The sequence below is a fragment of the Hymenobacter sp. YC55 genome, from assembly GCF_029433095.1.
Taxonomy (GTDB): domain Bacteria; phylum Bacteroidota; class Bacteroidia; order Cytophagales; family Hymenobacteraceae; genus Hymenobacter.
In genome coordinates this window covers 255044-278730 of sequence record NZ_JARNTX010000004.1, presented here as the reverse complement: position 1 = coordinate 278730, position 23687 = coordinate 255044, and the positions used below count along the sequence as shown (strand labels likewise).

The 23687-nt window shown below is 56.4% G+C and carries 21 protein-coding genes; 15 read left to right on the top strand and 6 right to left on the bottom strand.

What is annotated here, in order from left to right; translation table 11 throughout:
* Window positions 1-4: 4 nt before the first annotated feature.
* Entirely contained in the window at window positions 5-1345 is a 1341-nt protein-coding gene (locus tag P1X16_RS23795; RefSeq protein WP_277234488.1) for a phosphatase PAP2 family protein, read from the top strand.
* Between the two features lie 17 nt (window positions 1346-1362).
* On the opposite strand, the gene P1X16_RS23790 is transcribed toward P1X16_RS23795, so the two are convergent.
* A complete protein-coding gene (locus tag P1X16_RS23790) occupies window positions 1363-1845 on the bottom strand; it encodes a nuclear transport factor 2 family protein (RefSeq protein WP_277234486.1) in 483 nt (160 codons plus the stop codon).
* A 315-nt stretch (window positions 1846-2160) separates the two neighbouring features.
* Between P1X16_RS23790 and P1X16_RS23785 the strand changes: the two genes are divergently transcribed.
* The gene (locus tag P1X16_RS23785; RefSeq protein ID WP_277234485.1) at window positions 2161-2877 is read left to right on the top strand and encodes a head GIN domain-containing protein; all 717 of its coding nucleotides are present in this window, start codon (window positions 2161-2163) and stop codon (window positions 2875-2877) included.
* A 100-nt stretch (window positions 2878-2977) separates the two neighbouring features.
* Here the strand turns inward: P1X16_RS23785 and P1X16_RS23780 are convergent, their stop codons facing one another.
* Window positions 2978-4657 (bottom strand): PA14 domain-containing protein, encoded by a 1680-nt coding sequence (locus tag P1X16_RS23780; RefSeq protein ID WP_277234483.1) that lies wholly within the window; start codon window positions 4655-4657, stop codon window positions 2978-2980.
* A gap of 383 nt (window positions 4658-5040) precedes the next feature.
* The gene (locus tag P1X16_RS23775) at window positions 5041-5613 is read right to left on the bottom strand and encodes a hypothetical protein (RefSeq protein ID WP_277234482.1); all 573 of its coding nucleotides are present in this window, start codon (window positions 5611-5613) and stop codon (window positions 5041-5043) included.
* Window positions 5614-5772: 159 nt separating this feature from the next.
* Between P1X16_RS23775 and P1X16_RS23770 the strand changes: the two genes are divergently transcribed.
* Both P1X16_RS23770 and P1X16_RS23765 read left to right on the top strand, forming a co-directional pair.
* Complete coding sequence (locus tag P1X16_RS23770; protein ID WP_277234897.1) at window positions 5773-6717, top strand: ketoacyl-ACP synthase III; 945 nt, start codon at window positions 5773-5775, stop codon at window positions 6715-6717.
* Window positions 6718-6812: 95 nt separating this feature from the next.
* Window positions 6813-7418, top strand: coding sequence for a hypothetical protein (locus P1X16_RS23765; RefSeq protein WP_277234480.1), 606 nt, complete (start codon window positions 6813-6815; stop codon window positions 7416-7418).
* A 49-nt stretch (window positions 7419-7467) separates the two neighbouring features.
* Here P1X16_RS23765 and P1X16_RS23760 read toward each other — a convergent pair whose 3' ends face one another.
* On the bottom strand, window positions 7468-9579 hold the full coding sequence (locus P1X16_RS23760; RefSeq protein WP_277234478.1) for an IPT/TIG domain-containing protein: 2112 nt from the start codon (window positions 9577-9579) through the stop codon (window positions 7468-7470).
* A 231-nt stretch (window positions 9580-9810) separates the two neighbouring features.
* Between P1X16_RS23760 and P1X16_RS23755 the strand changes: the two genes are divergently transcribed.
* The 4 genes from P1X16_RS23755 to P1X16_RS23740 are packed head-to-tail and all read left to right on the top strand — an operon-like array spanning window position 9811 to window position 12760.
* Window positions 9811-10359, top strand: a complete 549-nt coding sequence (locus P1X16_RS23755; protein ID WP_277234476.1) for a sigma-70 family RNA polymerase sigma factor — start codon at window positions 9811-9813, stop codon at window positions 10357-10359.
* Window positions 10356-11057, top strand: coding sequence for a hypothetical protein (locus tag P1X16_RS23750; protein ID WP_277234474.1), 702 nt, complete (start codon window positions 10356-10358; stop codon window positions 11055-11057). The genes P1X16_RS23755 and P1X16_RS23750 overlap by 4 nt, the downstream gene beginning before the upstream one ends.
* Window positions 11054-11995, top strand: coding sequence for a hypothetical protein (locus P1X16_RS23745; RefSeq protein ID WP_277234472.1), 942 nt, complete (start codon window positions 11054-11056; stop codon window positions 11993-11995). Before P1X16_RS23750 ends, P1X16_RS23745 begins: the two co-directional genes overlap by 4 nt.
* A gap of 21 nt (window positions 11996-12016) precedes the next feature.
* Window positions 12017-12760 carry a hypothetical protein gene (locus tag P1X16_RS23740; protein ID WP_277234470.1) on the top strand — a complete coding sequence of 248 codons (744 nt, stop codon included), beginning with the start codon at window positions 12017-12019 and terminating at the stop codon, window positions 12758-12760.
* 378 nt (window positions 12761-13138) lie between these two features.
* Here the strand turns inward: P1X16_RS23740 and P1X16_RS23735 are convergent, their stop codons facing one another.
* A complete protein-coding gene (locus tag P1X16_RS23735; RefSeq protein ID WP_277234468.1) occupies window positions 13139-14050 on the bottom strand; it encodes a DUF72 domain-containing protein in 912 nt (303 codons plus the stop codon).
* A gap of 603 nt (window positions 14051-14653) precedes the next feature.
* Here P1X16_RS23735 and P1X16_RS23730 point away from each other — a divergent pair.
* From P1X16_RS23730 to P1X16_RS23715, 4 genes are all read left to right on the top strand, one after another.
* The gene (locus tag P1X16_RS23730) at window positions 14654-15391 is read left to right on the top strand and encodes a septal ring lytic transglycosylase RlpA family protein (RefSeq protein ID WP_277234466.1); all 738 of its coding nucleotides are present in this window, start codon (window positions 14654-14656) and stop codon (window positions 15389-15391) included.
* A 124-nt stretch (window positions 15392-15515) separates the two neighbouring features.
* Window positions 15516-16124: an outer membrane beta-barrel protein gene (locus P1X16_RS23725; protein WP_277234464.1), complete on the top strand. Its 609-nt coding sequence runs from the start codon at window positions 15516-15518 to the stop codon at window positions 16122-16124.
* A 104-nt stretch (window positions 16125-16228) separates the two neighbouring features.
* The gene (locus P1X16_RS23720) at window positions 16229-18694 is read left to right on the top strand and encodes a penicillin acylase family protein (RefSeq protein ID WP_277234462.1); all 2466 of its coding nucleotides are present in this window, start codon (window positions 16229-16231) and stop codon (window positions 18692-18694) included.
* Between the two features lie 16 nt (window positions 18695-18710).
* Window positions 18711-19073 carry a hypothetical protein gene (locus P1X16_RS23715; RefSeq protein WP_277234460.1) on the top strand — a complete coding sequence of 121 codons (363 nt, stop codon included), beginning with the start codon at window positions 18711-18713 and terminating at the stop codon, window positions 19071-19073.
* A gap of 225 nt (window positions 19074-19298) precedes the next feature.
* On the opposite strand, the gene P1X16_RS23710 is transcribed toward P1X16_RS23715, so the two are convergent.
* Window positions 19299-20507, bottom strand: a complete 1209-nt coding sequence (locus tag P1X16_RS23710) for an alpha/beta fold hydrolase (protein WP_277234458.1) — start codon at window positions 20505-20507, stop codon at window positions 19299-19301.
* Window positions 20508-20745: 238 nt separating this feature from the next.
* Between P1X16_RS23710 and P1X16_RS23705 the strand changes: the two genes are divergently transcribed.
* The 3 genes from P1X16_RS23705 (at window position 20746) to P1X16_RS23695 (ending at window position 23524) form a co-directional block, all read left to right on the top strand.
* On the top strand, window positions 20746-21156 hold the full coding sequence (locus P1X16_RS23705) for a BlaI/MecI/CopY family transcriptional regulator (RefSeq protein ID WP_277234456.1): 411 nt from the start codon (window positions 20746-20748) through the stop codon (window positions 21154-21156).
* On the top strand, window positions 21095-22483 hold the full coding sequence (locus P1X16_RS23700) for a M56 family metallopeptidase (protein ID WP_277234454.1): 1389 nt from the start codon (window positions 21095-21097) through the stop codon (window positions 22481-22483). The genes P1X16_RS23705 and P1X16_RS23700 overlap by 62 nt, the downstream gene beginning before the upstream one ends.
* 216 nt (window positions 22484-22699) lie before the next feature.
* Complete coding sequence (locus tag P1X16_RS23695; RefSeq protein WP_277234452.1) at window positions 22700-23524, top strand: energy transducer TonB; 825 nt, start codon at window positions 22700-22702, stop codon at window positions 23522-23524.
* Window positions 23525-23687: the final 163 nt, after the last annotated feature.

The window sequence follows — 23687 nt, the reverse complement described above, 5'->3', positions numbered from 1 at the left end:
ACGCATGAAGGCCAAGCTATTCGTTTTTGTGCTCTGCTGGCTGACAGCTACGCAGGGCATTGCTCAGCAGGAATCCGGCGCGGGCGACTGGAAAACGTGGATAATTCCGTCGGGAACAGCGTATCGGCTGCCGCCGCCACCGTCGGCGAAAGCCACCCGGGCCGAGGCCCAAAGCTTACGGGCCTTGGCCCAGCAGCGGGACTCAGCTGCCGTCCAGCTGATTCGGTACTGGAGTGCGGGCGCGCCGGGCTACCGGTGGCAAGCAATCGTCGACAACCTAACGCCCGACTTGGGAACACAAATCCGTACCAAGCTGCTCGTCAACGTTGCTATATACGATGCTACCGTAGCGGCTTGGAACACCAAGTACGCCTACCGCCGGCCACGCCCGGCCACCAAGCATGCCGACATAGCCGCTTATTTGCCCACCCCCGACAGTCCCTCGTACCCCTCGGAACATGCGGTGGCAGCTAATGCGGCGGCCGAAGTGCTGGCTTATTTGTTTCCCGCCAAAGCTGATTCGCTCCGGCAGCTGGCCGAGGATGCTGGCCGCTCACGGCTATTGGCGGGCGTAGCGTACCCTAGCGACGTAGAGGCGGGCATGGTGCTTGGACGGCGTGTGGCCGCCGCTGTCATTGCCTATGCCACAACGGACAGTTGCGACGCCGTTTGGAAAGGCACTATGCCTACGCAAGCTGGCCTTTGGCACGACAAACGAGTACCCATGGGCGCTACTTGGGGCAACCGGCGACCATTTATCTTAACCTCGGGCCGCCAGTTTCGGCCGGGCCCACCGCCTGACCCAGCGGCGGGCATGAAAGAATTGAAGGCTTTCAAACGCACACCCGAAGCTATTTTTCGCACTTTCTACTGGGCAGCCAATACGTATTGGGGCGAGGAAATCGACCGAAAGCTGTTCGAAAACAACCTGTACCTCAATACGCCCCGGGCAGCTCGGGTGTACGCCCTAACCAGCATCGCCACCTACGACGCCAGCATTGCCTGCTGGGACGCCAAGTACACCTACTGGTGCATCCGGCCTTACCAGTATGACTCCACTTTTGCAATTACGCTGCCTGGCACGCCGCCCCATCCGAGCTACCCCTCCGGCCACGCCACTATTTCCAACGCTCGCGCAACGGTACTGAGTTATGTGTTTCCCGAAGACCGGAAGCTGTTTCAGCAAAAAGCCAAGGAAGCCGCCGAATCGCGCTTTGAAGCCGGCATTCACTTCCGCATCGACAACACGGTGGGGCTGGATATGGGCGAAAAAATTGGCCTTGAAGTAGTAAAGCGGGCCCGCCAAGACGGGGCGGATGCGCCAGCGAAGTTGGCCAAGCGCTAAGCTTAGGCTACTTGTTGTCAGCTATCCGCCGTTCGATCAGCCGTAGCCCTGTATTTTGCCAGGCTATCAGCTGCGGATTTGCGCACTTTGTTCTGCAGCCAGCCTGACCAGCCGAGCAGCCACCCCACGGGCCCCAGCGCCTGCCGCGACCAGCGCCAGAACCCAAACCTGTCGTGATGCGTGCGAATAAGCCCGTCTTGAAAGGTGAAGCTGGCTACAACGTGGTTGTGCACAAAGCGGCCAGTTTGAGAAAACGTGTAGTGCGCATCCCAAGTGGCGCTGCCCTGCTGCTCGCTGGCCTGAATGTCGTTGTAGGCGATGCGCAAGTCCTTGCCCCGCTCGCAGAGCATACGCCACATCTTGCCTATAGCGGGGCCCTGCAACTTGAAAACAGCGTCTTCAAAGGTGGCTTCGGGATGGTAGCAGGCAGCCATGCCGGCATGGTCACGGCGCTGAAAAGCTTGATAGAAGCGGTGCAGAAGCTGGTCGTGTGCGTGCATGGCTAGGGCGGAAAAAGCAGCCGGAGTTCGGCCGCTGTTGGATACCTAAAGCTGCACAAAAAACAATGCCCACCGCACATGCAGCAGGCAACGAAGCATAAAAGTTGGCAGAGACTACAACCACTCGGAGGCGCAGTTATTGGCAGCACGAAGGCAGCACCCGCTGTGGGCTGCACGAGGTCACTCAGTAACCTCAGTGGAGTAGTATCGGTTGTGGCTTCAGATTTATTCTCAATGCTTTCCGTAGCCAGGCAACGGTTTCGGACAAGCCTCCATCTTTACCTTTATATACCTCACTTCTAACAACTATTTGCCATGAAGACATTACGCACTCTTCTCTCTCCTGTTCTTGCCGGCGCGCTGTTGCTGTCGGGCTTTGTGGCCACGGCGGCCCGCGAAACGCGTCAGGTAGCCAATTTCAATCAAGTAACGCTAGCTGGTTCGTCCACGGTGATAGTCGTGCAGGGTAGCCCTCAGAAGGTAGTAGTAGATGCGGAAGCCGAGGATCTTACCCATCTCGAAACCACCGTCAGCGGCGACAAGCTCCGCATTGGCACCAAGCAAGAAAGCGGCATGAACTGGTCTAACTACCGTTTCAAAGGCCCCGTAACGGTGTACGTAACGGTGCCTTCCATCAGTGCCCTAACGGTGAGCGGCTCCGGCAAAATGAAGGTGGAGGAAGGCGTCAAAGCCAAAGACCTGAACTTGACCGTGAGTGGCTCCGGGCACATGGAATTGGGCCAAGTGCAGGCCGACGAGCTGGAAACCGCTATATCAGGCTCCGGCAACATCATGATCAACGGCGGCTCGGTACCGCGCCAAGCCGTTAGAATCAGTGGCTCGGGTGGTATGCAAGCCGCCAAGCTGCGCACCGAGCGGTGCAATGTGCGCATCAGTGGCTCCGGCAATTGCCGCGTAAATGCCACCGAAACACTGGAAGCCAGCATTGCCGGCTCTGGCAACGTGTATGTAACCGGCGGCGCCAAAGTTAGCAGTTCCACCGCCGGTAGCGGCCGGGTACGCCAGCAATAAGCAGTTGAAATAAAGCTAAAAAAGAGAGGAGGTTCTGGCGGCGCAACTTGCGCTACCAGAACCTCCTCTCTTTTTTAGCTAGGAAAATCTAGCCAGTTTCTTACTCGACAACCATCTTTTGCGTGCCAGTACCATTGGCGGTTATCAGGCGCAGCATGTACATGCCCACGGGCAAATACTCCATAGCTACGGGCACATCCTGCTCTAAGCTGCCTGGCACTGCCTTTTCAAACAATACCCGGCCGAGTACGTCCACCACCTGGAGCTGACCGGAATCAGGCTGGCTTTGCGTGATGTGCACTTTGAAAGTGCCGTTGTTTGGGTTGGGAGCAGCCGACAGCGAATGCACATTTTTCTGGCCGGGCTTTACTGATTGCGGTATAGGGCTAACCGCCGAGCAGAAGGCCGAAGCCGGAACCACTTGCCGAGCAATGTTGGCGGTAGTGCTGGCGTATTCCAAAACCAGAACGTTGCTGCCAATTCCTTCGCCGTAGTGTACCTGAATATCGTGGTAGCCAGCCGTCAGCGTAACTGTAGCCGACGTTGTGAGGGCACTGTGCTGGCCGCCGTTGTCGATCAGCGCATCTGCATTGACGGGACTGGATTGCACGGCCGGGGTATCGAGCCAGAGGCGGGCCCCGTCATCGGCCGTCAGATAGAAAGTGTAGGTACCAGCCGTCGGGATAAGAATGCGGCCACGGTACCGGGCGCTGTACATGTCGGGGTTGTCGAATGAACCGTTGGACGTCAACGCCAGGTTGCCCCAACGGTCATCATCACTGAAGTTCAGTTGCGTATCTATCCGGACCAGCTTCGGCGCATTGGCGGTAAAGAAGGCAGGACTGTCGTTGAAGTATCCGGCGTAATACTCGGCAAAGAGGCCGCTAGTAGCTGGGCCACCATCCGGACGAGTGCCCGTGCAGTTCATTGGGGCCGCGGCAGCTACCGTAAACATGTAGGCATCGCGGAACGTGGCTGCTCCTTGCGTGTTGACTACCGCCACCTCGACGCGATAAACGCCCACTGGCACCGTAGCATCCGAGCTAAGTTGCCCGGTAGCCGCATTGATGGTAATGCCGGCTGGCAAGCTGCTGGTGTTGGCCAGAACAAATTGCGGCGTGCTGGCACTCGTAACCGTTGGAACCGCGGAAGTAGCGTTGTTACCGACCAGTACCGTTTGGAAAGCTGGCGCGTAAGTCAGGGCCGAGGGCTGAACAATAGCTGGCTGAATGGAGGTACAGAATTCCGTTGAGGGTACTACCTGCCGAACTATTCCCGCCGCGGCGCTTTCATACTCCAGTATCAGCGAATTCTCGTTGATAAAGTCGCCGTAGTGAATCAGCACGTTGTGCAAACCAGCCGTAAGGTAAACCGATGCTTGTATAGTACGCTCCGAGTGGTCGCCGCCGTTGTCGATAGTGGCTTGGCCAGGGGCCGGATTGTTGCTGAGCGCTGCGTTGTCGAGCCACAAATAAGCAGCGTCGTCAGCAGTCAGGTAGAAGGTGTAAACGCCGGTGGTGGCAACGCGCAAGCTACCCCGTTGGCGCAAGCTAAAATTGTCGGGGTTGGCAGCGGTGCCATCGGCTGTTGGTACCAGGTTGCCGAAAGGCGACGTGTCACCGAAGAGCACGTTCGCATCAATGCGGGTAATGCCCGCTGTCTTACCTACAAAGTAAGTCTGGTCGTTGGCAAAATACCCCCGGTAATACTGCGCATACAACCCATTGGTAGCGGGGTTACCGCCCGGATCATTGCCGGTGCAGGCTGTTGGTTGAGCCAAAGCTTTTAGATTCGGCCATACTCCTAGCAGTCCAATAAACAGCAATAATATTTTGGAACGTTTTAGATAAGAAGTAAAAAGTGTTGACATAAATGGGTGAACAAAGGGTGTGGTACTTCAGACAAGGCCCAGAAACTGGAGAAACCGACATTTTGTTGCACAATATTTACCTTATTTATAATAAATCAATATGCAGATAAAACCAGAAGGCCCAATAGTTATAAAACAACTATCGAGCCCAATGCCTAAGCACTATATACAACTCTTTATAAATTAATGACGTGTTGAAATTTTACAATGGATTTATACAGCAAACGAAGTCTCTTTACAGACTTGCTGTGTTAGTAAAATACAAAATAATTTTTTTATAAATATCTCGAAAGCTACCAGTCAAAGAGGCCTCGGCCCTTGCCTGACCCTGTTTTCCGCTTCTCTTTTTTCTTGCCGTTGTCTCCGTCAAACAATCCGTTGAAAATCCCCGTCTTTTTCTCTTTGATGAGGATATACCGCACGGATATGCCGGTAGCAAAACGCGCCCAATCGTCGGAGCCAAACTCAATAGTTGGTTTGAAGTCGGCGGAAACAACAAAACGGGTTAGCGCAATCTTATATTCCAATCCGGCAATGCCATCAATACCGCCAAAGGCTCCCGTATCCTTGTTGTTGCCGACGTGCCCACCAGCCCCAAAATAGTAGTTGAGACTCGGGCCGAGCAAGCCAAAGTGCTGCTCGGCTAGCACTGTGCCCGTTACTTCACGGGTGCCCGCTAGCAACAGTCCTTCGAGGGTGGTTTTGGGCAAAATCTTTTGCTGCACCGTGAGACCATAGAGGCCGGAGCTAAACCGCAAGCCAGCGGCCGTACGATATTTTTGGGCGAACGATGGAAAAGCAGTGCCTAATGTGAGCAATGCAACTAGCAACAGGCGCTGTTGGAACGAGGAAAAACGAAACATCATAATCTTGTAACGAGAGTACAGGAACTCCCCTCCTATTTCGGCGTTGAACGCAAAAACGCCATGCAAAGTACGGACCGCTTCGTTGTTTGAGGTTCACTAGTCCGGATAGAGTCTCGTACCTTGCTGCTGTTTTTGCCTAACTCCCGACCGTTTCCCTCCGTGTATATTCATCAGGTGGCAGCCTATCTGCCCGACTACGTAGTAACCAACGAGCATTTCACCCGTCTGAACGGTCTTGCCTCTGAGTGGATCATTGAGCGCACCGGCATTCGGGAGCGGCGCAAGGCTGGCCCTGGCGAAAACACCAACACCATGGCCATCGAGGCCACTCGCCGGGCCCTGGCGCAAGCACCCGACTTCGCAGCCACCATCGACCTGATTGTGGGGGCCACCTACACGCCGCACGATACCATTTACACGCTCGCCCACGCCGTGCAGCGCGAACTAGGCATCAACGAAATTCCGGTAGTTAGCATTTCCTCGGCGTGCTCGTCGCTACTGAATGCCATTGAAATAGTGGAAGGCTACTTTGCCCTCGGCAAAGCGTCGCGGGCAGTGGTAGTGGTGAGTGAGCACAATACGGCTTACAACAACGAGCAAGATACCATGGCGGGCCACCTGTGGGGCGACGGGGCCGCTACGCTACTTATCAGCAAAGAACGCCTCAGCCCCACCGACCTGCGCGTTGTGGAAGTGGTAACCGGGGGCGCCGCCGTAGTAGGCAAAGCCGACGAATCGGTGACGTTGAAGCCAGTGGAAAAAGGCATTGTGATGCCCCATGGCCGCGACGTATTCACGCACGCCTGCACCTACATGGCCCGCGTAACCGCACAGCTTCTGGAGCGGCAGCAGCTCACCGTCGACGATGTGGCGTTCCTGATTCCGCACCAAGCTAATCTGCGCATCACCAAAAACGTGCTCAAGCAGTTGGGCATGCCCGACGAGCGGGCGGTATCCAACATCGAGCAGCTCGGCAACACCGGTTGCGCCGGCGCCGCCATCGGCCTAGGCGACACCTGGAACCAGCTGCACGAAGGAAGCCGGGTGGTTATTACGGTATTTGGTGGGGGCTATTCCTACGGCGCTATGTTACTGGAACGGTAGCCTCGGCGCTATCTAGCGGGGCCAGCAGAGCGTCTTACAGCAAACAAACCCGGCGAAGCTGCGCTTTCAGGGTATAGCCCTTCTACCCGACTGCTATGCCTTTCTTGCTCCGCTTGCTCCTGCTCACCGTTCTGGCCTTGCCCGCAGCGGCGCAGCAGACGTTACCTGCTGCACTACCCGAATACAACACCCAGCGTACTCTCCTCGACCAACGGGGCATGCGGGTACTTGGGGCGTGGGCTGTTGGCAACGTAGGCATAAGCGGGGCCCGGGCTTTTGTCACCGATGGCCCCGAGAAATACTTCCACCAGATGAATGTAGGCTGGGGCGTAGTGAACTTAGCGCTAGCCAGCTCGGCGCTGCTTTCCGCCCGGCACGCTACGCCGCCGGCCGACAGGGCAAGCACAGTTAAAGCCCAGCTACGCACCGAAAACCTCTACCTCCTCAACACTGGCCTCGACGTAGCCTACGTAGCCACCGGTTTCTACCTGAAAGAACGCGCCCGCAGCCGCTCGACCCAACGTCAGCAAGACCGCCTAACGGGCTACGGCCGCTCTTTGCTCCTGCAAGGAAGCTTCCTTTTCGCTTTTGATGGCGTGCTATTCGTGGCCCACCACGCCCACGGCAAAAGCAAGCTGTATCCGCTGCTTAGCCACCTACAAGCCGGCCCAAATGTCATAGCCTTGGTGGTAAGGCTGTGAGTTGGGGCACTACCCAGCGTACAGCCTCACCACCTCGCTAGCTAACTGCTTACTCGGCCCGCAGAAACGGCAGGTTTGCTTCTTTGCCTTCAGGCGTGCGCAAACGAACCACGTACCAGCCTGGGCGCAGAAGCTCGGTCGGTATGGCCAAGAAGTTAAGGCCCGACTGATAATCTAACCCAATGAGAGTGTGCTGCCGACCAATGGCATCGACAATAGAAACGCGGAGGCGCCCGGCGGCCGTGGCCGGGTACTGCAAGCGGAGACCGGTTGCACCGGCTGGGTTAGGAAACAGCTGGGGCCGCCCAGCCGTAGCTGCGTCGCCGTAGGCGGCCAGAGGAGCTGCCGTATCGAAACTACCGTTGGGGCGACGCAGGCGCAAGCGGTAGTATCGCAAGCCTGACTGGGGGTTGGTATCGACGTAGCGGTAAGTGTTGCCGGTGCGCGGCACGGTGGCTAGAGTTTGCCAAGCAGTGGTGTCAAACGACAAGGAGCGCTCAACAACAAAGTTTTGAAGGAAACACTCGTCTTGGGTGGTCCAGGCCAAAGCAATACCGTCGGTGCCCGTGGTAGCCGCGAGGCTGGTAAGCGGGGCTGGCAGCATCGGGGACGGGCCGCAGCTCTGCGTCACGAAGCTACGGGTCTGGAGCACCAAGCGCCCGCCTGTTATATCATCGGTGCTGATGGTACGGTTGGTTTGTCCGGGAGCTACGGCATAGTGCATCACAGCACGGCGCGGCAAAATCACGTGGGAAAGTTGCTGCGCGTGCCCTAGCTCGTGCACAACCACCGTTTCGAAATCCAACTGCGTGACGCCGGCCACTGCGGGGCCATACTGCCAGTTGGTGCCGCTATCAAATTGCATGTCAATTTCTTTCACGGCAAAAGCAATGCTACCGTCGGGCTGGAAGCAACCTTGGTAATAGCTGGTTGTGCGGCCGAGCACATTGACGGGCAGTTCGGTTCCCTCATCAAACCCAACACTGTTCTCGCTGTCTTCTTTGGAGCCCCGGTCAGTGCGGGTAGCAGCATCCACGTCCCAGTTTACGCCGCTCTGGCAGCGCCACGTAGCCAAGGCATTTCGGAAGGCCGTTGCAGCGCGGGGGTTGGCCCCGAAACCGGCCTCAAAGCGAAAAGCATACCCCCCGCGCCCGTTTTGGTTGAGGTGACTAGGGCGGATTACCCGGCTGGAATCGTTGGCGGCCAGCACGTTGCTGATGGCATAAGGAATGGTGATGGCCATTAGGCTAGTGGTAACAAGCCGATCGGCGCTGGTCACGCGCACCGTGCCGCTACCCGCCGGGCTACGGGTGCCCCCAGTGGTCTGGCTCACCGAAGGCACTCGCACTTGAATACGAGTATCCGACCAGCTCACATAGTCGGTAGCACGGGGCTTTATGTACGAACTACCGCCATTGTCGGCGTTGCGGAACTCCACGAATCCGGTGCCACGTGCTGGCCCAAAGCCCGAGCCCGTAATGGTCAGCTCGGCACCCGTGCCAGCAGGTAGGGTAGTTGGGCTCAAGGAGACAATAACCGGCGCCTGTCCACGGGCCAATACCGGAGGAGCCAATTGGCGTGCCACCGCCGTAGTTAGTGCTGGGTTGGGCTGCACTACGCGCCGGGCTTGGCCAGTAGCATCGGTTAGCGTCTGGTAGAACTCTTCCGTGATGAGGCCGTAGTCCCGAAACGGCTCGGCGGCCGTGGCGTCGCTCAGGTCATAGCCGATAAACCCTTGCTGGCTACCGTAGGCGGACCAGGCCGTGCCCACGCTTTCGGTGCCCGGAAAAGAGGCAGGCGTTAGGAACAGAACGCCTTGCTGGCCGGGCTGCAGGGTGAGCGTATTGGTAAGGTCTTGCCGGGTTAGGTCCACGATGCCGCCCTCGGTTAGCACGGTTACGGTAGCGGGAGCCGAGCCTTTGAGCGCGCTAAATACCCGAAATTGATGGGCGGTGTAGATGCGCTGGTGCTTGCTGTCCCAGAAGCTGCGGCTAGATGTTACCTCGCCTTCAACCACCAGTGTTGCCTGTTGGGCCCGCTGGGCCGGGTCGAGGGCTACTAGCAAGCAGTGCGTTTCGGGCGTGGCGGTAGGATTTTGGGCAGTAGCAGTTCCCAAGAGAAACAGGGAGAACAAGAAGCTGGCAGAGAAGCGAAAGCGCATAGAATAATACAAGGGAGGGACTGCTCAAGATACGGGATTTGGTTGGTTGCGGACGGCTCTTCTCGCTTGCAATTCGCACAAGTTGCGCTTGGCTGGCATGGCTGTTGACTTACAGCACAAGCAGACGGCTCGAAAGTCTTCCAACCAGAGGCCTTGTGCTTCGCCGGCTTTTTTTCTGCTTGCGCCAACCTTTGCCGGGCTTGGATTCCCTTTAGGTCAAATAACTGCTCCGTGACTTCGCCTCCTGCGTTCAATACTTCTGACGAACAACAACTGCTGACTGGCTGTCTTGCGCAAGACCGCCAGGCGCAGTATCAGTTGTATCAGCGTTATAAGACGGCCATGTTTTCGTGTGCGCTGCGCATTCTCGGCGGCGACCATGATCTGGCACAGGATGCGTTGCAGGATGCCTTTGTGGATGTGTTCCGGCAGTTGGCCAGCTTCCGGCAACAGTCTACGCTAGGCGCCTGGATTAAAACCATTGTGGTGCGACGGGCTTTGGCAACGCTCCGGCGCGAACAGCGCATGGAGGTGTACGACCCCGAACGCCACCCCGAGCCGCTGGTGGCTTGGCACGACCAGCTAACTGGCCAAGCGCTGGAAAAAGCTATTGACGAGCTACCGGCCGGCTACCGCGCCGTATTCTGCCTGATCGAGGTAGAAGGCTACTTGCACCGCGAAGTAGCCGAGATGCTTGGCATATCGGAGGGCACGACCAAGTCGCAGCTCTTTCATGCCAAGCGGCTGCTCAAAATCAAACTTCATCACCTGTACCTATGAACCAGACCCCCGACCTGCCCGAAGAAGGGCACCAACACCTGCGGCGGGCGCTGAACGAATTGCCCACTCACGAGCCTGCCCCCGCCACTTGGTCCCGAATCGAAGCCCAATTGGCGGCCGACGAAGCCATACACCGTACCCTACCCCAGCTGCCCACGCATGCCCCCGATGATGCCCTATGGGCCGCCATTGCCGGCCGCCTCGACCAACTTGACACTGAGCCAACGCCCTTAACCGCCGCACCTACCGCGCCGGGCGTAGTTCGGCCGCTGTGGCCAGCCAAGCGCCTGCGCCTCGTAGCCAGCGTGGCCGCTGCCATTCTGGTGCTGGTGCTGGCGTGGTGGCAATTTCCCACTTCCTCTTACGACGCTTCTGTCCCCCACGAAACCATTACCTACACCGAAGAGACTGTGGAAAGCCCCGTAGCTACGTTGCCCGTGCAGAGCGCCGTCGATCCGCTGGGCCGCGAAGGGGTAGCCTTTATTGATGCGCACTGCACCTCGTTGCCCACGGTTTGCCAGTCGGGCGAGTTCAAGGAGCTGCGCACCCAACTCACGGAGTTGGAAACCGAAGAATTACGCTTGCAACAAGCCGCGCAGCGGTTCGGCACCACGCCAGAGCTAGTCCGCAACCAAGTGCGGGTTACTACCCTCAAAGCGGCCGTCACCCGGGAGCTTATTCAACTCCTCATCTCATGAGTGCTTTGCTTTTACATATAGGAAAGCCGCGCCGCTGGGGCGAGGGCCTGCTGGTGCTGTTGCTCTGCTTGGGGCTGGCTGGCGGTGTGCAAGCGCAGCGCAAGGTGCAGGTACTCACGCGCACCATCGAGCAGACCTTGCCTTGCCCGACGGGTACGCTCGTCCGCATCCGAGCCGAAAAAGCCACCTTGAAAGTGCAAGGCTGGGACAAGCCGAGCGTGCAAGTGGTGCTCCGCCTGAGCGCCCGCCACCCTGAGCGCGCTATTGCCGAACGAGAATTGCCCGCCGTCCGCTATCAGATAGCCAAGAAAGGCAACACCATTGACCTGGTCAACTACTTTGCCGTACCCGTGGGCGCACCACCCGTCCGCAGCGACTTGCGCGCCGAGTACATCGTGATGATGCCCGCTGGAAACTCCCTGGAAATAGTAAATGCTTACGGCCGCACCGAGTTAATCGAGCTGACCGGCCGCCAAACCCTGGTGCAAGACTTCGGCGAGATTACGCTGCAAGACTTGCAGGGCAGCCTGGAAGCTACCATTCGCTACACCGAGCTAACGGGTACCAACCTCAACAGCGCGTTTGTGTGCCACGCCGACAAATCGGCGGTGCAGCTAACGGGGGCGGGGGGCACCTATGCCATCAGCAACGCCTACGGCAGCATTGTATTCGAGCCCAACGACGAGCTGAAAAGCGCCTTTGTTGATGCCACGCGCACCGAAGTGACGATTGGCGTACCAAAGTTGTCGCAGTACAATTACAATTTGGGCACCAGCCAGGGCAAGTTGGTCATCCCGGCGAGCTACACCCCTAAGCGTACGCTCACCGGCCGCAACACCTTGCAGGTCACCAATGATGCCAAGCTGCCGCTTATTCGCGTCAGTACTTCCTACGCGCCTATTACGCTCCAGACCCAACCGCTCCTCATCCAACGCTGATTTGCTCTATTGCCGCGCTCTATGCATCAAACTTCTATTTCTGGCCTTACTGTTCTGCGTGCGCTGTTGCTTGGCTTGTTGGTTTTGATAGGCACGTCGCCGCTGGTTGTTGCCCAAACCGCACCCGATACCACGCGGGTGCGGTACAGCGAGGAAACCGTTACCGAGTCCGATTCGTCGCGCACCAGTGCTTTGGCGCAAACGTATAGCTCCCTAACACGCCTGCAAATAGAAGAACAAGTCCTTTGGAAAATTGGGCTCAACAACTACGCAACTGACAACAACTTTGACACGGGTCGGCGCTATTACCGCTACGGTGTGTACCTGATTTATGAGCGAAAGCTGCGCGACGATATATCCATAATGGCAGAGCTCAGCCCAGATTTTACCCGCTACCGACGGGTTGGTGGGTTAGCATTTCGCCACGGCTTCAGCGTCCGGTCGCAAGTGGCCGGACGCTACTATTACAACCTCAACCAGCGCATTCGCAAGGGCAAGAATGCCAGCAACTTTTCTGCTAACTACCTCTCTGTGGCCATAGGCAATGGCTTTGGCCGCCGCTCCCACGAATCAACGTACTATTTCTACACCTTCAGCAAACCCCTCGTGCGCGCCGACTTATCAGCCTTTTATGGTCTGCAGCGCCGCTTGGGCCAGTACGGATTCGTTGATTTCAACTTTGGCTTTTCAACCAGGTTACTCCCTAGAGTGTACGATTTCTCGCTCAGTGGCTCCTTCCGCATCGGCTTGGCACTAGGCCGGTAACGCTTATATGTGAGACTTCGCCAATAGCCTCGAGCTAGAAAACTAGACAGTAACTAGTCCCTCTCAGCTGATGTGGCGCATCTAGCAAGGAGAGGCTAAGTAGTTGGCCAATCCTTGAACATTTCACTCTGAACGTCATGCTGAGCGGAGCCGAAGCATCTCGCTAGTGTGGTAATTTCTTTTGTCGGTTTAACGAGTCGAGCGAGATGCTGCGGCTCCGCTCAGCATGACAATAGTATCACAACGTCAGCACGCGAGATGCTTCGGCTGCGCTCAGCATGACGTTCTTAGATGGTCGTTCTGACACTTCAACCACCCTTAACTTCTCCTTGCTAGATACGCCACATCAGCTGAAGAGGGGAACTAGCTTTCAAAGCGTTAGAACAAGCTGCCTTGTACTGGCTGCGGGATGATACGGGGCGCTGGCACCGTGATACCTGATAAGGCGTGCAGCTTCTCCAAGAAATACTGCGTCCAAAGCGGCGTGTGCATGATATCCTTCTGGTGCACGAAGAAGTATACCGTGTGCAAGCCTTGTTGCAGCCACTCAGCTATGCGCGCCGCCCAGATATCAGCCCGCTGATAGTCGGAGTTGACAAGGCCGTGGCCGTTGAAGCGAATGAAAGCGGAGGGAGTAGTTAGGCGCATCGCCAGCACATCACGGCGGCCGGCCACATCAGACAAGACCAACGTTTTGTTGAGCGCTTCGAGCATAGCAGCTACAGCTGCAAAGGCCACTCTATCGGTATACCAACCCGGATGGCGCAGTTCCACGGCCAGAGGTATGTCACTCGGAAAATCGAGTAGGTACCGCTCCAGTCGGCTTAGGTGTTCGGGGCCGAACGTCGGGGGCAGTTGCAGGAAGCACCATCCCAACCGCTCATGTAGCTCGCGAATGGAACGGCAAAAGCTGATGGTTAGGTCGTCGACGTTGTAGAGCGCCCGGTCGTGGCTAATGACCTGGGGCAGTTTGGGGCAAAAGCGGAAAGTAGTGGGCACAGCATCGCGCCACTTGCGCACTGTGGGCGCATCCGGAATGCGGTAATGCGTGGTATTCAGCTCTAAGCTATTGAATTGCCGGGCGTAGTGGTGCAGATAGTCGGCGTCGCGGATGCCGGCCGGAAAATACGAGCCTAGCCATGCCTTGTTTGTCCAGATGGGGCAGCCAACAAACACTTGGGGCACAACGGGCGTGGCCGCAGCGCGGGCTAGCACACCAGCCGTATCGGGATGATCAGAGGGCAGACGAAAATCTACGTAGCGAAGGTCGGAAAGGCGGCCAAAATCCATACAGCAAATTACGGCGAAATGAACTGGCAGGCTAGCAAGGCCGCGCAAAAGGCTATACGAATGCTGGCTTATACAGCCCACTAAGATGCGTCGTGCCCTAGTAAAACAAACAAGCTGATAAGCTACTCCCCTGCCTGCTAACGGCCGAGCTAGGACCAACAGTTTTTGGATAGCTCATCTGTTGGCTCACGAAGGCTGCTTCTACTATCCTTATGAAAATTCCGTGACTTATGCAAACAGCTTGAAACCATGAAATTGATTGGCCGTCAGAATTTTTTTCACCGGCAGATAATCTTATTTCTTAGAAAGCAATCCTAGTCTCCGTCAATAGTGCAAAACACGGCTTAGGTAAACACAAACCCACATTAGCCGTTGTTCCATCTAATAAGTTAAATGCAAATTTTATTAAAAATGCACAATTATTATAGGCTCACCAAGGCTACTCTACTATCCCGGATGGTGCTAGTTTGAAAGACCCTGCTAGATTTGTTTTGTTCACATCACAGCGTATCGATGAATTTGACCTTACGACTGAGTGCTTCGAGCTTACTAGCGGTTTTGTACTTTTTAGTTCTATCCCTTTCCGCCCCGGAAGCACATGCTATGCGTCCCGGCTTCGAGGATGATAAGAATCCCACCCTTGCCGCTCGGCGTGCAGCAGTGCTTCGGGGCCGCGCCTCCTGGTACGGAAGAGACCACCAGGGCATGCGCACGAGCAGCGGTGAGCGGTTCGACCGCAACAAGTTTACTTGTGCCCACAAGACGCTGCCCTTCGGCACCAAGCTGCGCGTTACCAACCCTGAAACGCAGGCTTCGGTGGTAGTTCGGGTTTCCGACCGGGGCCCCTTTCGGCACCAGCGCATCCTCGACCTTTCCGAAATTGCGGCTCGCCCCCTAGGCATAGTAGACCACGGCGCTGTATCGGTGCTGGCGGAAATAGTCCCCGACGACACGCCCCTAGGTCCTACTGATGCACCCGCCGACTTGGCACTACTGGTCGATGATCCTACCATTGCAACCGAAGCAGGCTACCACACCGACATCCGCACCGGCGCTACCGAGGCCGACGACATAGCTGTTCTTCCCGAACCTGCCGCTACTTATGTGGTACAGGCCGGCACCTTTGGTGATGTCCGCAACGCACAGGCTATGATGAACCGAATCCAAAGTCTCGACCCCAAACTGTTGGTTACAACCGTAGCCACCAACACCCCGGACGGTAAGACGCTGAACCGTGTGGTAGTAGGGCGCTTTGCTACGCCAGCAGAAGCTAAGGCCGTTTGCCAACGCCTCGTTAAAGTAGGCGTAGTGGGCATGGTACGTCAGGGCGAAAATCTGTAGTAACTCGTACGCTACTTCGCATAAAAGCCGTCAGCACCTCGTGCTGACGGCTTTTTGTATATAGCCCTGGCCTGATTGTTGAGTTGGCTGCCCCGGTTCAACAATTCACCCACTTTACTATCACATGAAAAAGTTATTACTGTTAGGGATAGCCTGTGCTCTATCTGCATCTGCTATGGCTCAAACCGAAAAGGGCGCTAAATACTTAGGCGCAAATATTGGCAATATTACCTACCAGGATATTAATGATGTAACTAATATAGGAGCAACACTAACTCCGTCAGTAGGCATATTTGTGGCAGATAATTTATTAATAGGGAGTAGCTTACCGTTAATTTATGGTCGAAGTCACGAAAAAAGAGGATCTGGAGAAACTGTCAACCGCAATATAAGCTATGGCCTTGTCCCTTATGTTCGCTACTACTTCGTAGGCTCTAACGCACACCGTTTTTTCGGTCAATTAGGTGGTGGGGTCTCAAGGGTCAACTACTATTATAAGTCAGAAAATTCTGTAATGTCGCCCACTATCGAGCGCGACAATGGTCATTATTTCACTTATGGCGGAGCTCTAGGTTACAATTATTTCTTAACACCCGGTGCCGCTTTAGAAGTAATAGCCGGTTATAACCGTTATGATTCTAATCGTCAGCAAAGTAATGGCTCATTAGACATATCAGCAGGCTTCTCCGTCTTCCTGCCTTCCAAGCTGTCCACAACTTCTACAGGTCAGTAAGCAGCACTAATCACATTAGACGCGGCACGCAACCTTAGCTGGTTTGCGTGCCGCGTTTTTTTGTCGGATGTTGTGGGGCGGACCAATCATTTCTGCTTGAATCTATGCTACGCTACGTTCGGGCGCTGTTGGCCCTACTTGTTGCCGGTGTTCTGACTTGGGCCCTCAATACCAAGCACGGCGACGTGCCGCCATTCGGCAAGTTTTTAAGCCCTTTCCGGGGATTCTGGCAGAACGGCGAAACCGCCGATGCGCTGCCAACTCAGCAGACCCTGCAACTGCCCGGCCTGCAACAGCCCGTGCAAGTGCGCTTCGACGACCAGCGCGTGCCGCACATCTTCGCCCAGAACGACCACGACCTGTACTACGCCCAGGGCTACCTCACGGCGCAGGACCGGCTCTGGCAGATGGATTTCATTACCCACGTAGCGGCCGGGCGGCTAGCCGAAATAGTAGGCCCTGCCCGCTTGGAAACCGACCGGTTTTTCCGGCGTATGGGTTTGCCGTTCGGGGCGCAAAAGTCGCTGGATTCAGCCATGGCCAACCCGGTAACTCACCTCGTGCTAACGTCGTACTCCGACGGGGTGAACGCCTACATCAACACGCTGACACCGAAAACCATGCCCTTCGAGTACAAGCTACTCGACTACGCGCCCGAGCCTTGGGAGCCGCTGAAATGCGCGTTGATTTTAAAGTACATGGCCTTTGATTTGAGCGGCCGCTCCGACGACTTGCGCATGAGCAACGCGTTGGCCAAGTACGGTCCGGCTGTCGTTAAAGACTTATTCCCGGACTACCCGGTGCAGGAAGAACCTATTGTACCGGTGGGCACGCCGCTCGATTTTAAACCGCTGCCGGTGCCGGCCACACCGCCTGGCTTCGCGGCAACCATGTCGGGGAAGGTGCCGCAGAATGAGCCCGACCCGGAACTGGGCTCCAACAACTTTGCGGTGAGCGGGGCGAAGTCGGCTACGGGCTTTCCGCTGCTGGCCAACGACCCGCACTTGCAACTCAACTTGCCTAGTATCTGGTATCAGGTGCAGCTGGCGGCGCCCGGCGTAAACGTGTACGGCGTAAGTATTCCAGGAGTGCCGTTTACCATTATCGGCTTCAACGAGCAGGTAGCCTGGGGCGTCACCAACGTGGGGGCCGATGTGATGGACTGGTACCAACTCAAGTTCCGGGATAGCAGCCAACGCGAGTACTGGCACGATAACCGCTGGAAGCCGGTGCGCCGGGTAGTAGAGCGCATCAAGGTGCGCGGGCAGCCCGACCGCCTCGATACGGTGCTGTACACCCACCACGGCCCCATTGTGTACGACCAGCCGGAAAAGCCTTTTCTGGCCCAGACGCCCATTGCCCACGCCATGCGTTGGACCGCCCACGACGCGGCCAACGAGTTCCAGGCGTTCTACCGCCTCAACCGCGCCCAGAACTACCAAGACTACACCGTGGCCCTGAGCACCTACGGCACGCCCGCCCAGAACTTTATTTTTGCCAGTACCGACAAGGATATTGCCATTTGGCCCAACGGCCGCTTTCCGCTGAAGTGGCGCGACCAAGGCAAGTTTATTCTCGATGGCACCGACCCGGCCTACGACTGGCAGGGTTGGATTCCGGCCGCCCAGAACCCGCACGTCAAGAACCCGCCGCGCCAGTTTGTGGCCTCGGCCAACCAGTTTTCTACGGGCCCTGACTACCCCTACTACCTGAACTGGAACTACGGCGACGGCAGCTACGACCGGGCCCACCGCATCAACGAGCGCCTGACCCGCATGAGCCAGGCCACGCCGGACAGTTTGCGGATGCTGCAAAACGACAACCTCAACGTAACGGCCCAGCTACTGCTACCCCGGCTCCTGGAGCTGGTAGCTGGTCCCGCCAACGGCGATACGCTGGTAACGGCCTCCTCGCCCGAGGCCAGCGTGCTAGCCGAAATGCGCCGCTGGAACTATCAGTACGCGGCCGATGCGCTAGCCCCTAGCGTCTACGAATTGTGGTACGCCAACTTAATCAAGCGAATCTGGGCAGATGATTTCGGGTTGAAAGCCACCGGCTTGGAAATGCGCGTTCCGGCCCGCGACCGAAGCAAAATCCTCATCTTGCGGGAAGAGAACAGCCGCTGGATCGATGACCGTCGCACACCGCAGCGCGAAACCCTGCCGCAGCTCGTGCGCCAGAGCCTGCGCTTCGCTACCGACTCGCTGACCCGGAAGTATGGCTCCATCGGCGCTAAGTGGGCTTGGAAAAACCAGAAGAGCACCGACATTCTGCACATGCTTCAGATACCCGGCTTCGGCCACATGGACTTGGACTGCGGCGGCGGGGCGGGTATCGTGAATGCTACGACCGAGCGCACCGGCCCCTCGTGGCGCATGGTGGTGGCGTTAGGGCCGCAAGTGCATGCTTACGGCATATTTCCGGGCGGCCAAAGCGGCAACCCCGGCTCAACGGCCTACGACGATATGCTGGAAACCTGGCGCGTAGGTAAGCTCAATGAACTGGTGTTTTTGCGCAGTGCTGCGGAGCCGAACCCACGTGTACGCGCCGCCTGGACATTATCGAACTAGCTTTTCATCTACCTCTATGCTGCTCTTTCTGCTGATTTTGGTGCTTGCTTTCGTCGCGCAGCTTTTCCTGCCTTGTTGGGTGATAACGCCCTTGTGCTTGGTGCTGGCCGCTTGGCGGGGCGTGTCAGGCGGCCGGTCGTTTGTAGCTGGCTTCTTGGGTATAGGGCTGGGCTGGCTGCTACTGGCTAGCTGGCTGAGCGTGCGCAACGAAGGCCTGCTGGCCCACCGGGTAGCGCAGCTTCTACCCCTTGGTGGTCAAAGCTGGCTGCTAGTACTCCTGACGGCGGTAATAGGCGGCCTAGTAGGTGGCTTGGCAGCACTGGCTGGCACCTGGCTCCGGCAGGCCGTAGCCCCAACGGCATCCGCAACGGCTAGGTAAAGCTGTTGCTTAGTTTGCCTAAACAAAAAGCAGCGCGGAGCCGGAGCCTCGCGCTGCTTTCTGTTACTAGTCATGACTTTTATGGATGCCTTAGCCTGAAGTAGAAGTTTATCTGAGCAAGTAACCAAGAAGAACGGCCATGCTGAACGCAGCCGAAGCATCTCGCTCGAATGGTAAACCCCTTCTATAGAATCTTTCAAGTAAGATACTTCGACTGCGCTTGGCTTAGTACTGCGAGATAAAGCCGAGGGCTTCAAGCGTATACTGCGTGACCGAAGTGAAGTGGTTGCCGCCCTGGATGGGGTGCAACGACACTTGGGTAGCGCCGCGGGCGCGCATGGCCTTGTAGGCATCTTCGGAGTTGAAGTACGGCACGTAGTCGTCGGCGGTACCGTGGAAGAGGGCCAGCGGGGCTTTCGGCTTCCAATCGTAGATGTCGTTGTCCTGGAAAGCGGCGGTCATGGGAGCATCCGTTTTGTTGAGGATGCTGGTCCGGAAGGTGCTGGTGAATAGCTCAGCAGGCTTCTCGGGCACGTCGCCAAAGGGGTTGGCTTGCAACTGCGTCGCCCAAGGCTGATTGAAATAATAGTTCGGCGCCCGGTTGATATTGTACACCCGGTTGTAGGTATCAAGTACCCACACATACGAACTCAGGAAACTAAGCTTCTGGTCGGAGCTCAGGATGTAGTTGGCAAAGGCGGTTTTGTGGTATGCACCGGCACCTGGGGCACTGGCCGTTACGGCAAATTCGGTCGGATACTTCTCTTCGATCAGCTTGTGCAGCGCCATAGTGGCGTAGCCACCCTCCGAATACCCGAGCAAGTAGTTTTTCTTGTTGAGGGCTACCTTCTGCTTCTCGCAAAACTCCTTGGCGGCGCGCATCATATCCAACGACGTCGAGGCCAGGGAAGCGGCATGCTCGTAGGGGTGCGGCAAGTTCTTGGCAGCTCCGTAACCAATATAGTCGGGAGCCGACACGATGTAGCCGGTGGAAGCCAGCAGCGATACGGCCGAGTACACTTCGCTGCTAGCGCTGTAGTACGATGGCGCCCGGTCTTCGCCCTCGGGGCTGATGGTGCCGTGCTGGTAGCTAAGCAGCGGCAACGCTTGCGTGGTTACGGGCACCAGCAATGCACCCGAAGCCGTAACCTTCTGGCCGTCGGTGTTTTGAGTGGTGTAGGTCAGTTTATACACGCGGATGGGGTAGCGCACCAGTGCCCCAACCAATGGCATGCCCGGTACTCGGCTGGCTAGTGCGGCGGGGCTGTACTCCCCGATGAGAGTGCTGTTAAGTAAGTGCGTTTCGACGGCAGCCGGCGCTTCGGGCTGCGGTGACGTCTCTTTCGAGCAACTGCTGCCAGCTGCTACGCCCAGACCGGCCCACAGCATCAGCGTGAGGCGCAGCCGGCGTAAATCAAATTTTTTCAAAAACACGGTGGAAGCTTAGAGTTAACTATCACTCTCACAACACCACCCAGGCCAAAAGATTTCCCCTAACCGGCCGCAAATTCAACTCTCTTGCCCTGCTACCAATGGATAGCTGAATACTGCTACTTCTGCTATGCCCGACTATAACGTAGCGCTTCATTTTCAACTACTTTCAGATTTACCTAAAAAATTAGTTGTATAACTAATATTTTAGTTATACATTCAATTCACTAACCCCTCGCTTATGCAAAACTTCCCTGAACTAACCCGGGCCGAAGAGCAGGTGATGCAGGTACTCTGGCAGCGCGGTCCTTCTTTCGTGAAGGACGTGCTAGCCGAAATGCCCGCTCCGCAACCGGCCTACAACACGGTGTCAACCATCATCCGCATTCTAGAGCAAAAAGGCTTCGTCGGGCACGAGGCTTTTGGGCGCACGCACTGCTACCACTCCTTGGTCGCCCAAGACGACTACCGGCGCTTCTCGTTGCGCAAGCTGCTCGGCGGTCATTTTGGGGGCTCGTTTAGCCGACTGGTGTCTTTTTTCGCCAAGGAAGAAGACCTCGATGCCAAGCAGCTCGAAGAGTTGCTCCGCCATGCGCAGCAAGACCGTAACCCCGACGACGATGCTCTTCCCAACGACGGCCGCCCTGCTTAACTGGATGTGGCAAAGCACGCTTTGCCTAGGCGCCTGCTGGCTGCTCTATCAGCTCCTGCGCCGGGAGTCTTTCTTCCACTACAACCGCCGGTTCCTGCTGTTCACGCCCTGGCTGGCGCTACTGCTGCCGTTGCTGCTAGCAGGTACGGCTCCCCTGCTAAGCGGGTGGCTTCCTCCCGACGCTACTCCTACGCCCCTGCTTACCCCGTCGGTTACTCTCCCAACTGTAGTCGTAAGCAGCCAGGCAGCTTCTACTCTCTGGTGGACGTGGCTGCCGCTGGTGTACGGAGCTGGGGTGCTTGTGTGGTTGGGGCGCCTAGGCTGGCAGCTAGTGGCCCTGTGGCAGCAAACCCGCCAGCTTCCCCGCGACACTCAAGAAGACTATACGTTGGTTTCAAGCAGTGGTAAGCTGCCCGTCAGTTCTTTTGGGCGGTTGGTTTTCTGGGACGATACCGCCAACCTCACGCTAGCCGAAGCCAACCAAGTGCTCCAGCACGAACTGGTACACGTGCGGCAGGGCCATACCCACGAACGGCTGCTCCTGGAGCTAGTGCGCGCGGTGCTCTGGTTTAATCCTTTTGTGCACTGCTACCCGCGGGCCCTAGACCTGACCCACGAATACATTGCCGATTCGACAGTGCTGCAGACCATGCCCACCCCGGAGGCACCTACTATCTACGCCGCCTTGCTGGCTCGCCTCACGTTGCGCCGGCTGCATCCTCATTTGCCGCTTACCCAATCATTCACTCAATCTCAAACCCTTACCCGTATTGCCATGCTACAATCTCCTCGTTCCACCCGCCGCTGGAAGCAGTGGCTGTTACTGCCTGTAAGTGGCCTGCTGCTCTTCACTTTTGCTTGCGAGCAGGCTCCAGATTCCACCGCTCCCGCATCCGCAACTGCCACCTCCGACAGTGAGGCAGCACCAGAACCGCCGGTCTTAACTGAGAAAGCCTTACCAGCGCCACCGCCACCGCCGCCAGCAGTATATCAGTATGTAGAGAAAATGCCCGAGTACGCAGGTGGGTTAAATCAGCTCATGATTGATTTGGGTAAAGGCATACAGTATCCTGAAGCTGCTAAAGACGCTAAGCTACAAGGCAAGGCCTTCGTTGGTTTTATTGTGGCTGAGGATGGGAGCGTACAGGCTGTTGAGCTAAAAAAAGGCATAAACGCTCCTCAAAAACTAACAGCAGAAGCCAAGGCGCTAAATGAAGCTGCTTTAACTGCGGTGCGCAACCTGCCCGGCAAGTGGACACCGGGAAGCCAAGACGGAAAGAAAGTAGCCGTTTCCTATACTGTTCCCATCACGTTTGCGTTGAAATAGCCTGACTGCCTGCTAGTTCTGGCAACCTGCTGTTTCACTTAACCTAAAACGCTTACGTACGCTGCCATGCTACAGTCCCCTCGTTTTGTGCGCTTCGGAAAGTTCTGGCTGCTACCAGTAAGCGCTTTATTGGTTTTTGCTTCTGCCTGCGAGAAAGCACCTGAACTATCCACGTCCACAGTAGCGGCCGACCAGGTCTACACCCAAGCCGAACAAATGCCCAAGTACAAAGGGGGAATGTTACGGTTAGTAAAAGATCTCAGTTGGGGCTTGCACTACGAGTATCCCGCTATAGCGAAGGTAGCGAGTCTGGAAGGGAAGGTATTGGTCAAATTCACAGTGGCCGCTGATGGTACGGTGAAAGACGTGCAAGTACACAAGGGAATTACCACCATTTGGCCCCAGCAGCAAGCAGCTGCACACGCGTTGGAGGCGTTGGCAATGAAAGCCGTCAAAGAATTACCAGGCCAGTGGACACCCGGCAGCCAAAACGGCAAGCCAGTAGCTGTAAGCTATACAGTCCCCTTTGAGTTTTCAAGTGGCAAACTACGCAGACGTAGACAAGTAGGTGGTCCGATGGAGTTAGAACCTGTACAAAATTATCGAGTTAAATCTCCTGATTCCTCGGCTACTGCTTTTAGTGAAGGTCCTATTTTCAAAGACTTTAAACCTGTACGCTTCTCCCCTGATAGCCGCAACGTGTATGCCCAAGTAGAGGAAATGCCAGAGTATGCGGGTGGACAAGGGCAACTTTTAGCTGACCTCATACAACGGCTACGGTATCCGGCGGCGGCTAAAGCTGCTAAACTAGATGGTGTAGCCTTCGTCAAGTTTGTTGTGGCCGAAGACGGCAGCGTAAAGGATGTTGCCTTACAAAAAGGCGTCCTTGCTCCTAAAGGACTGGAAGCAGTAGCAGAAGAAATGAACCAAGCGGCTCTAGCTACCTTACACAACCTGCCACGAAAATGGACACCCGGCATTCAAAGAGGCAAGGAGGTAGCCGTGTATTATGACGTTCCTATCACCTTCCTTTTGGAATAAGCAAATAGCATAAAAGCTCTACCTACGGGGCTATAATTCGTTTTCAGTTGCTAAATATAGATTTGGTTTGCTCCCCTGTTGCACACGTGTAGTGGCAATTACTTGTACAAGGGAGTTCGGCCGTACTCTGTACCGTTGTTATGTAATCTTTCCCGGTTGCCAG

Excerpts from the sequence above, each read along its gene's own strand:
- P1X16_RS23775 (WP_277234482.1), bottom strand. The coding sequence starts at position 5,613 with ATGATGTTTCGTTTTTCCTCGTTCCAACAGCGCCTGTTGCTAGTTGCA.
- P1X16_RS23720 (WP_277234462.1), top strand. The coding sequence starts at position 16,229 with ATGCTACGCTACGTTCGGGCGCTGTTGGCCCTACTTGTTGCCGGTGTT.
- P1X16_RS23730 (WP_277234466.1), top strand. The coding sequence starts at position 14,654 with ATGCGTCCCGGCTTCGAGGATGATAAGAATCCCACCCTTGCCGCTCGG.
- P1X16_RS23790 (WP_277234486.1), bottom strand. The coding sequence starts at position 1,845 with ATGCACGCACACGACCAGCTTCTGCACCGCTTCTATCAAGCTTTTCAG.
- P1X16_RS23745 (WP_277234472.1), top strand. The coding sequence starts at position 11,054 with ATGAGTGCTTTGCTTTTACATATAGGAAAGCCGCGCCGCTGGGGCGAG.
- P1X16_RS23740 (WP_277234470.1), top strand. The coding sequence starts at position 12,017 with ATGCATCAAACTTCTATTTCTGGCCTTACTGTTCTGCGTGCGCTGTTG.
- P1X16_RS23760 (WP_277234478.1), bottom strand. The coding sequence starts at position 9,579 with ATGCGCTTTCGCTTCTCTGCCAGCTTCTTGTTCTCCCTGTTTCTCTTG.
- P1X16_RS23695 (WP_277234452.1), top strand. The coding sequence starts at position 22,700 with ATGCCCAAGTACAAAGGGGGAATGTTACGGTTAGTAAAAGATCTCAGT.
- P1X16_RS23715 (WP_277234460.1), top strand. The coding sequence starts at position 18,711 with ATGCTGCTCTTTCTGCTGATTTTGGTGCTTGCTTTCGTCGCGCAGCTT.
- P1X16_RS23725 (WP_277234464.1), top strand. The coding sequence starts at position 15,516 with ATGAAAAAGTTATTACTGTTAGGGATAGCCTGTGCTCTATCTGCATCT.
- P1X16_RS23750 (WP_277234474.1), top strand. The coding sequence starts at position 10,356 with ATGAACCAGACCCCCGACCTGCCCGAAGAAGGGCACCAACACCTGCGG.
- P1X16_RS23700 (WP_277234454.1), top strand. The coding sequence starts at position 21,095 with ATGCGCAGCAAGACCGTAACCCCGACGACGATGCTCTTCCCAACGACG.
- P1X16_RS23735 (WP_277234468.1), bottom strand. The coding sequence starts at position 14,050 with ATGGATTTTGGCCGCCTTTCCGACCTTCGCTACGTAGATTTTCGTCTG.
- P1X16_RS23785 (WP_277234485.1), top strand. The coding sequence starts at position 2,161 with ATGAAGACATTACGCACTCTTCTCTCTCCTGTTCTTGCCGGCGCGCTG.
- P1X16_RS23795 (WP_277234488.1), top strand. The coding sequence starts at position 5 with ATGAAGGCCAAGCTATTCGTTTTTGTGCTCTGCTGGCTGACAGCTACG.
- P1X16_RS23705 (WP_277234456.1), top strand. The coding sequence starts at position 20,746 with ATGCAAAACTTCCCTGAACTAACCCGGGCCGAAGAGCAGGTGATGCAG.
- P1X16_RS23765 (WP_277234480.1), top strand. The coding sequence starts at position 6,813 with ATGCCTTTCTTGCTCCGCTTGCTCCTGCTCACCGTTCTGGCCTTGCCC.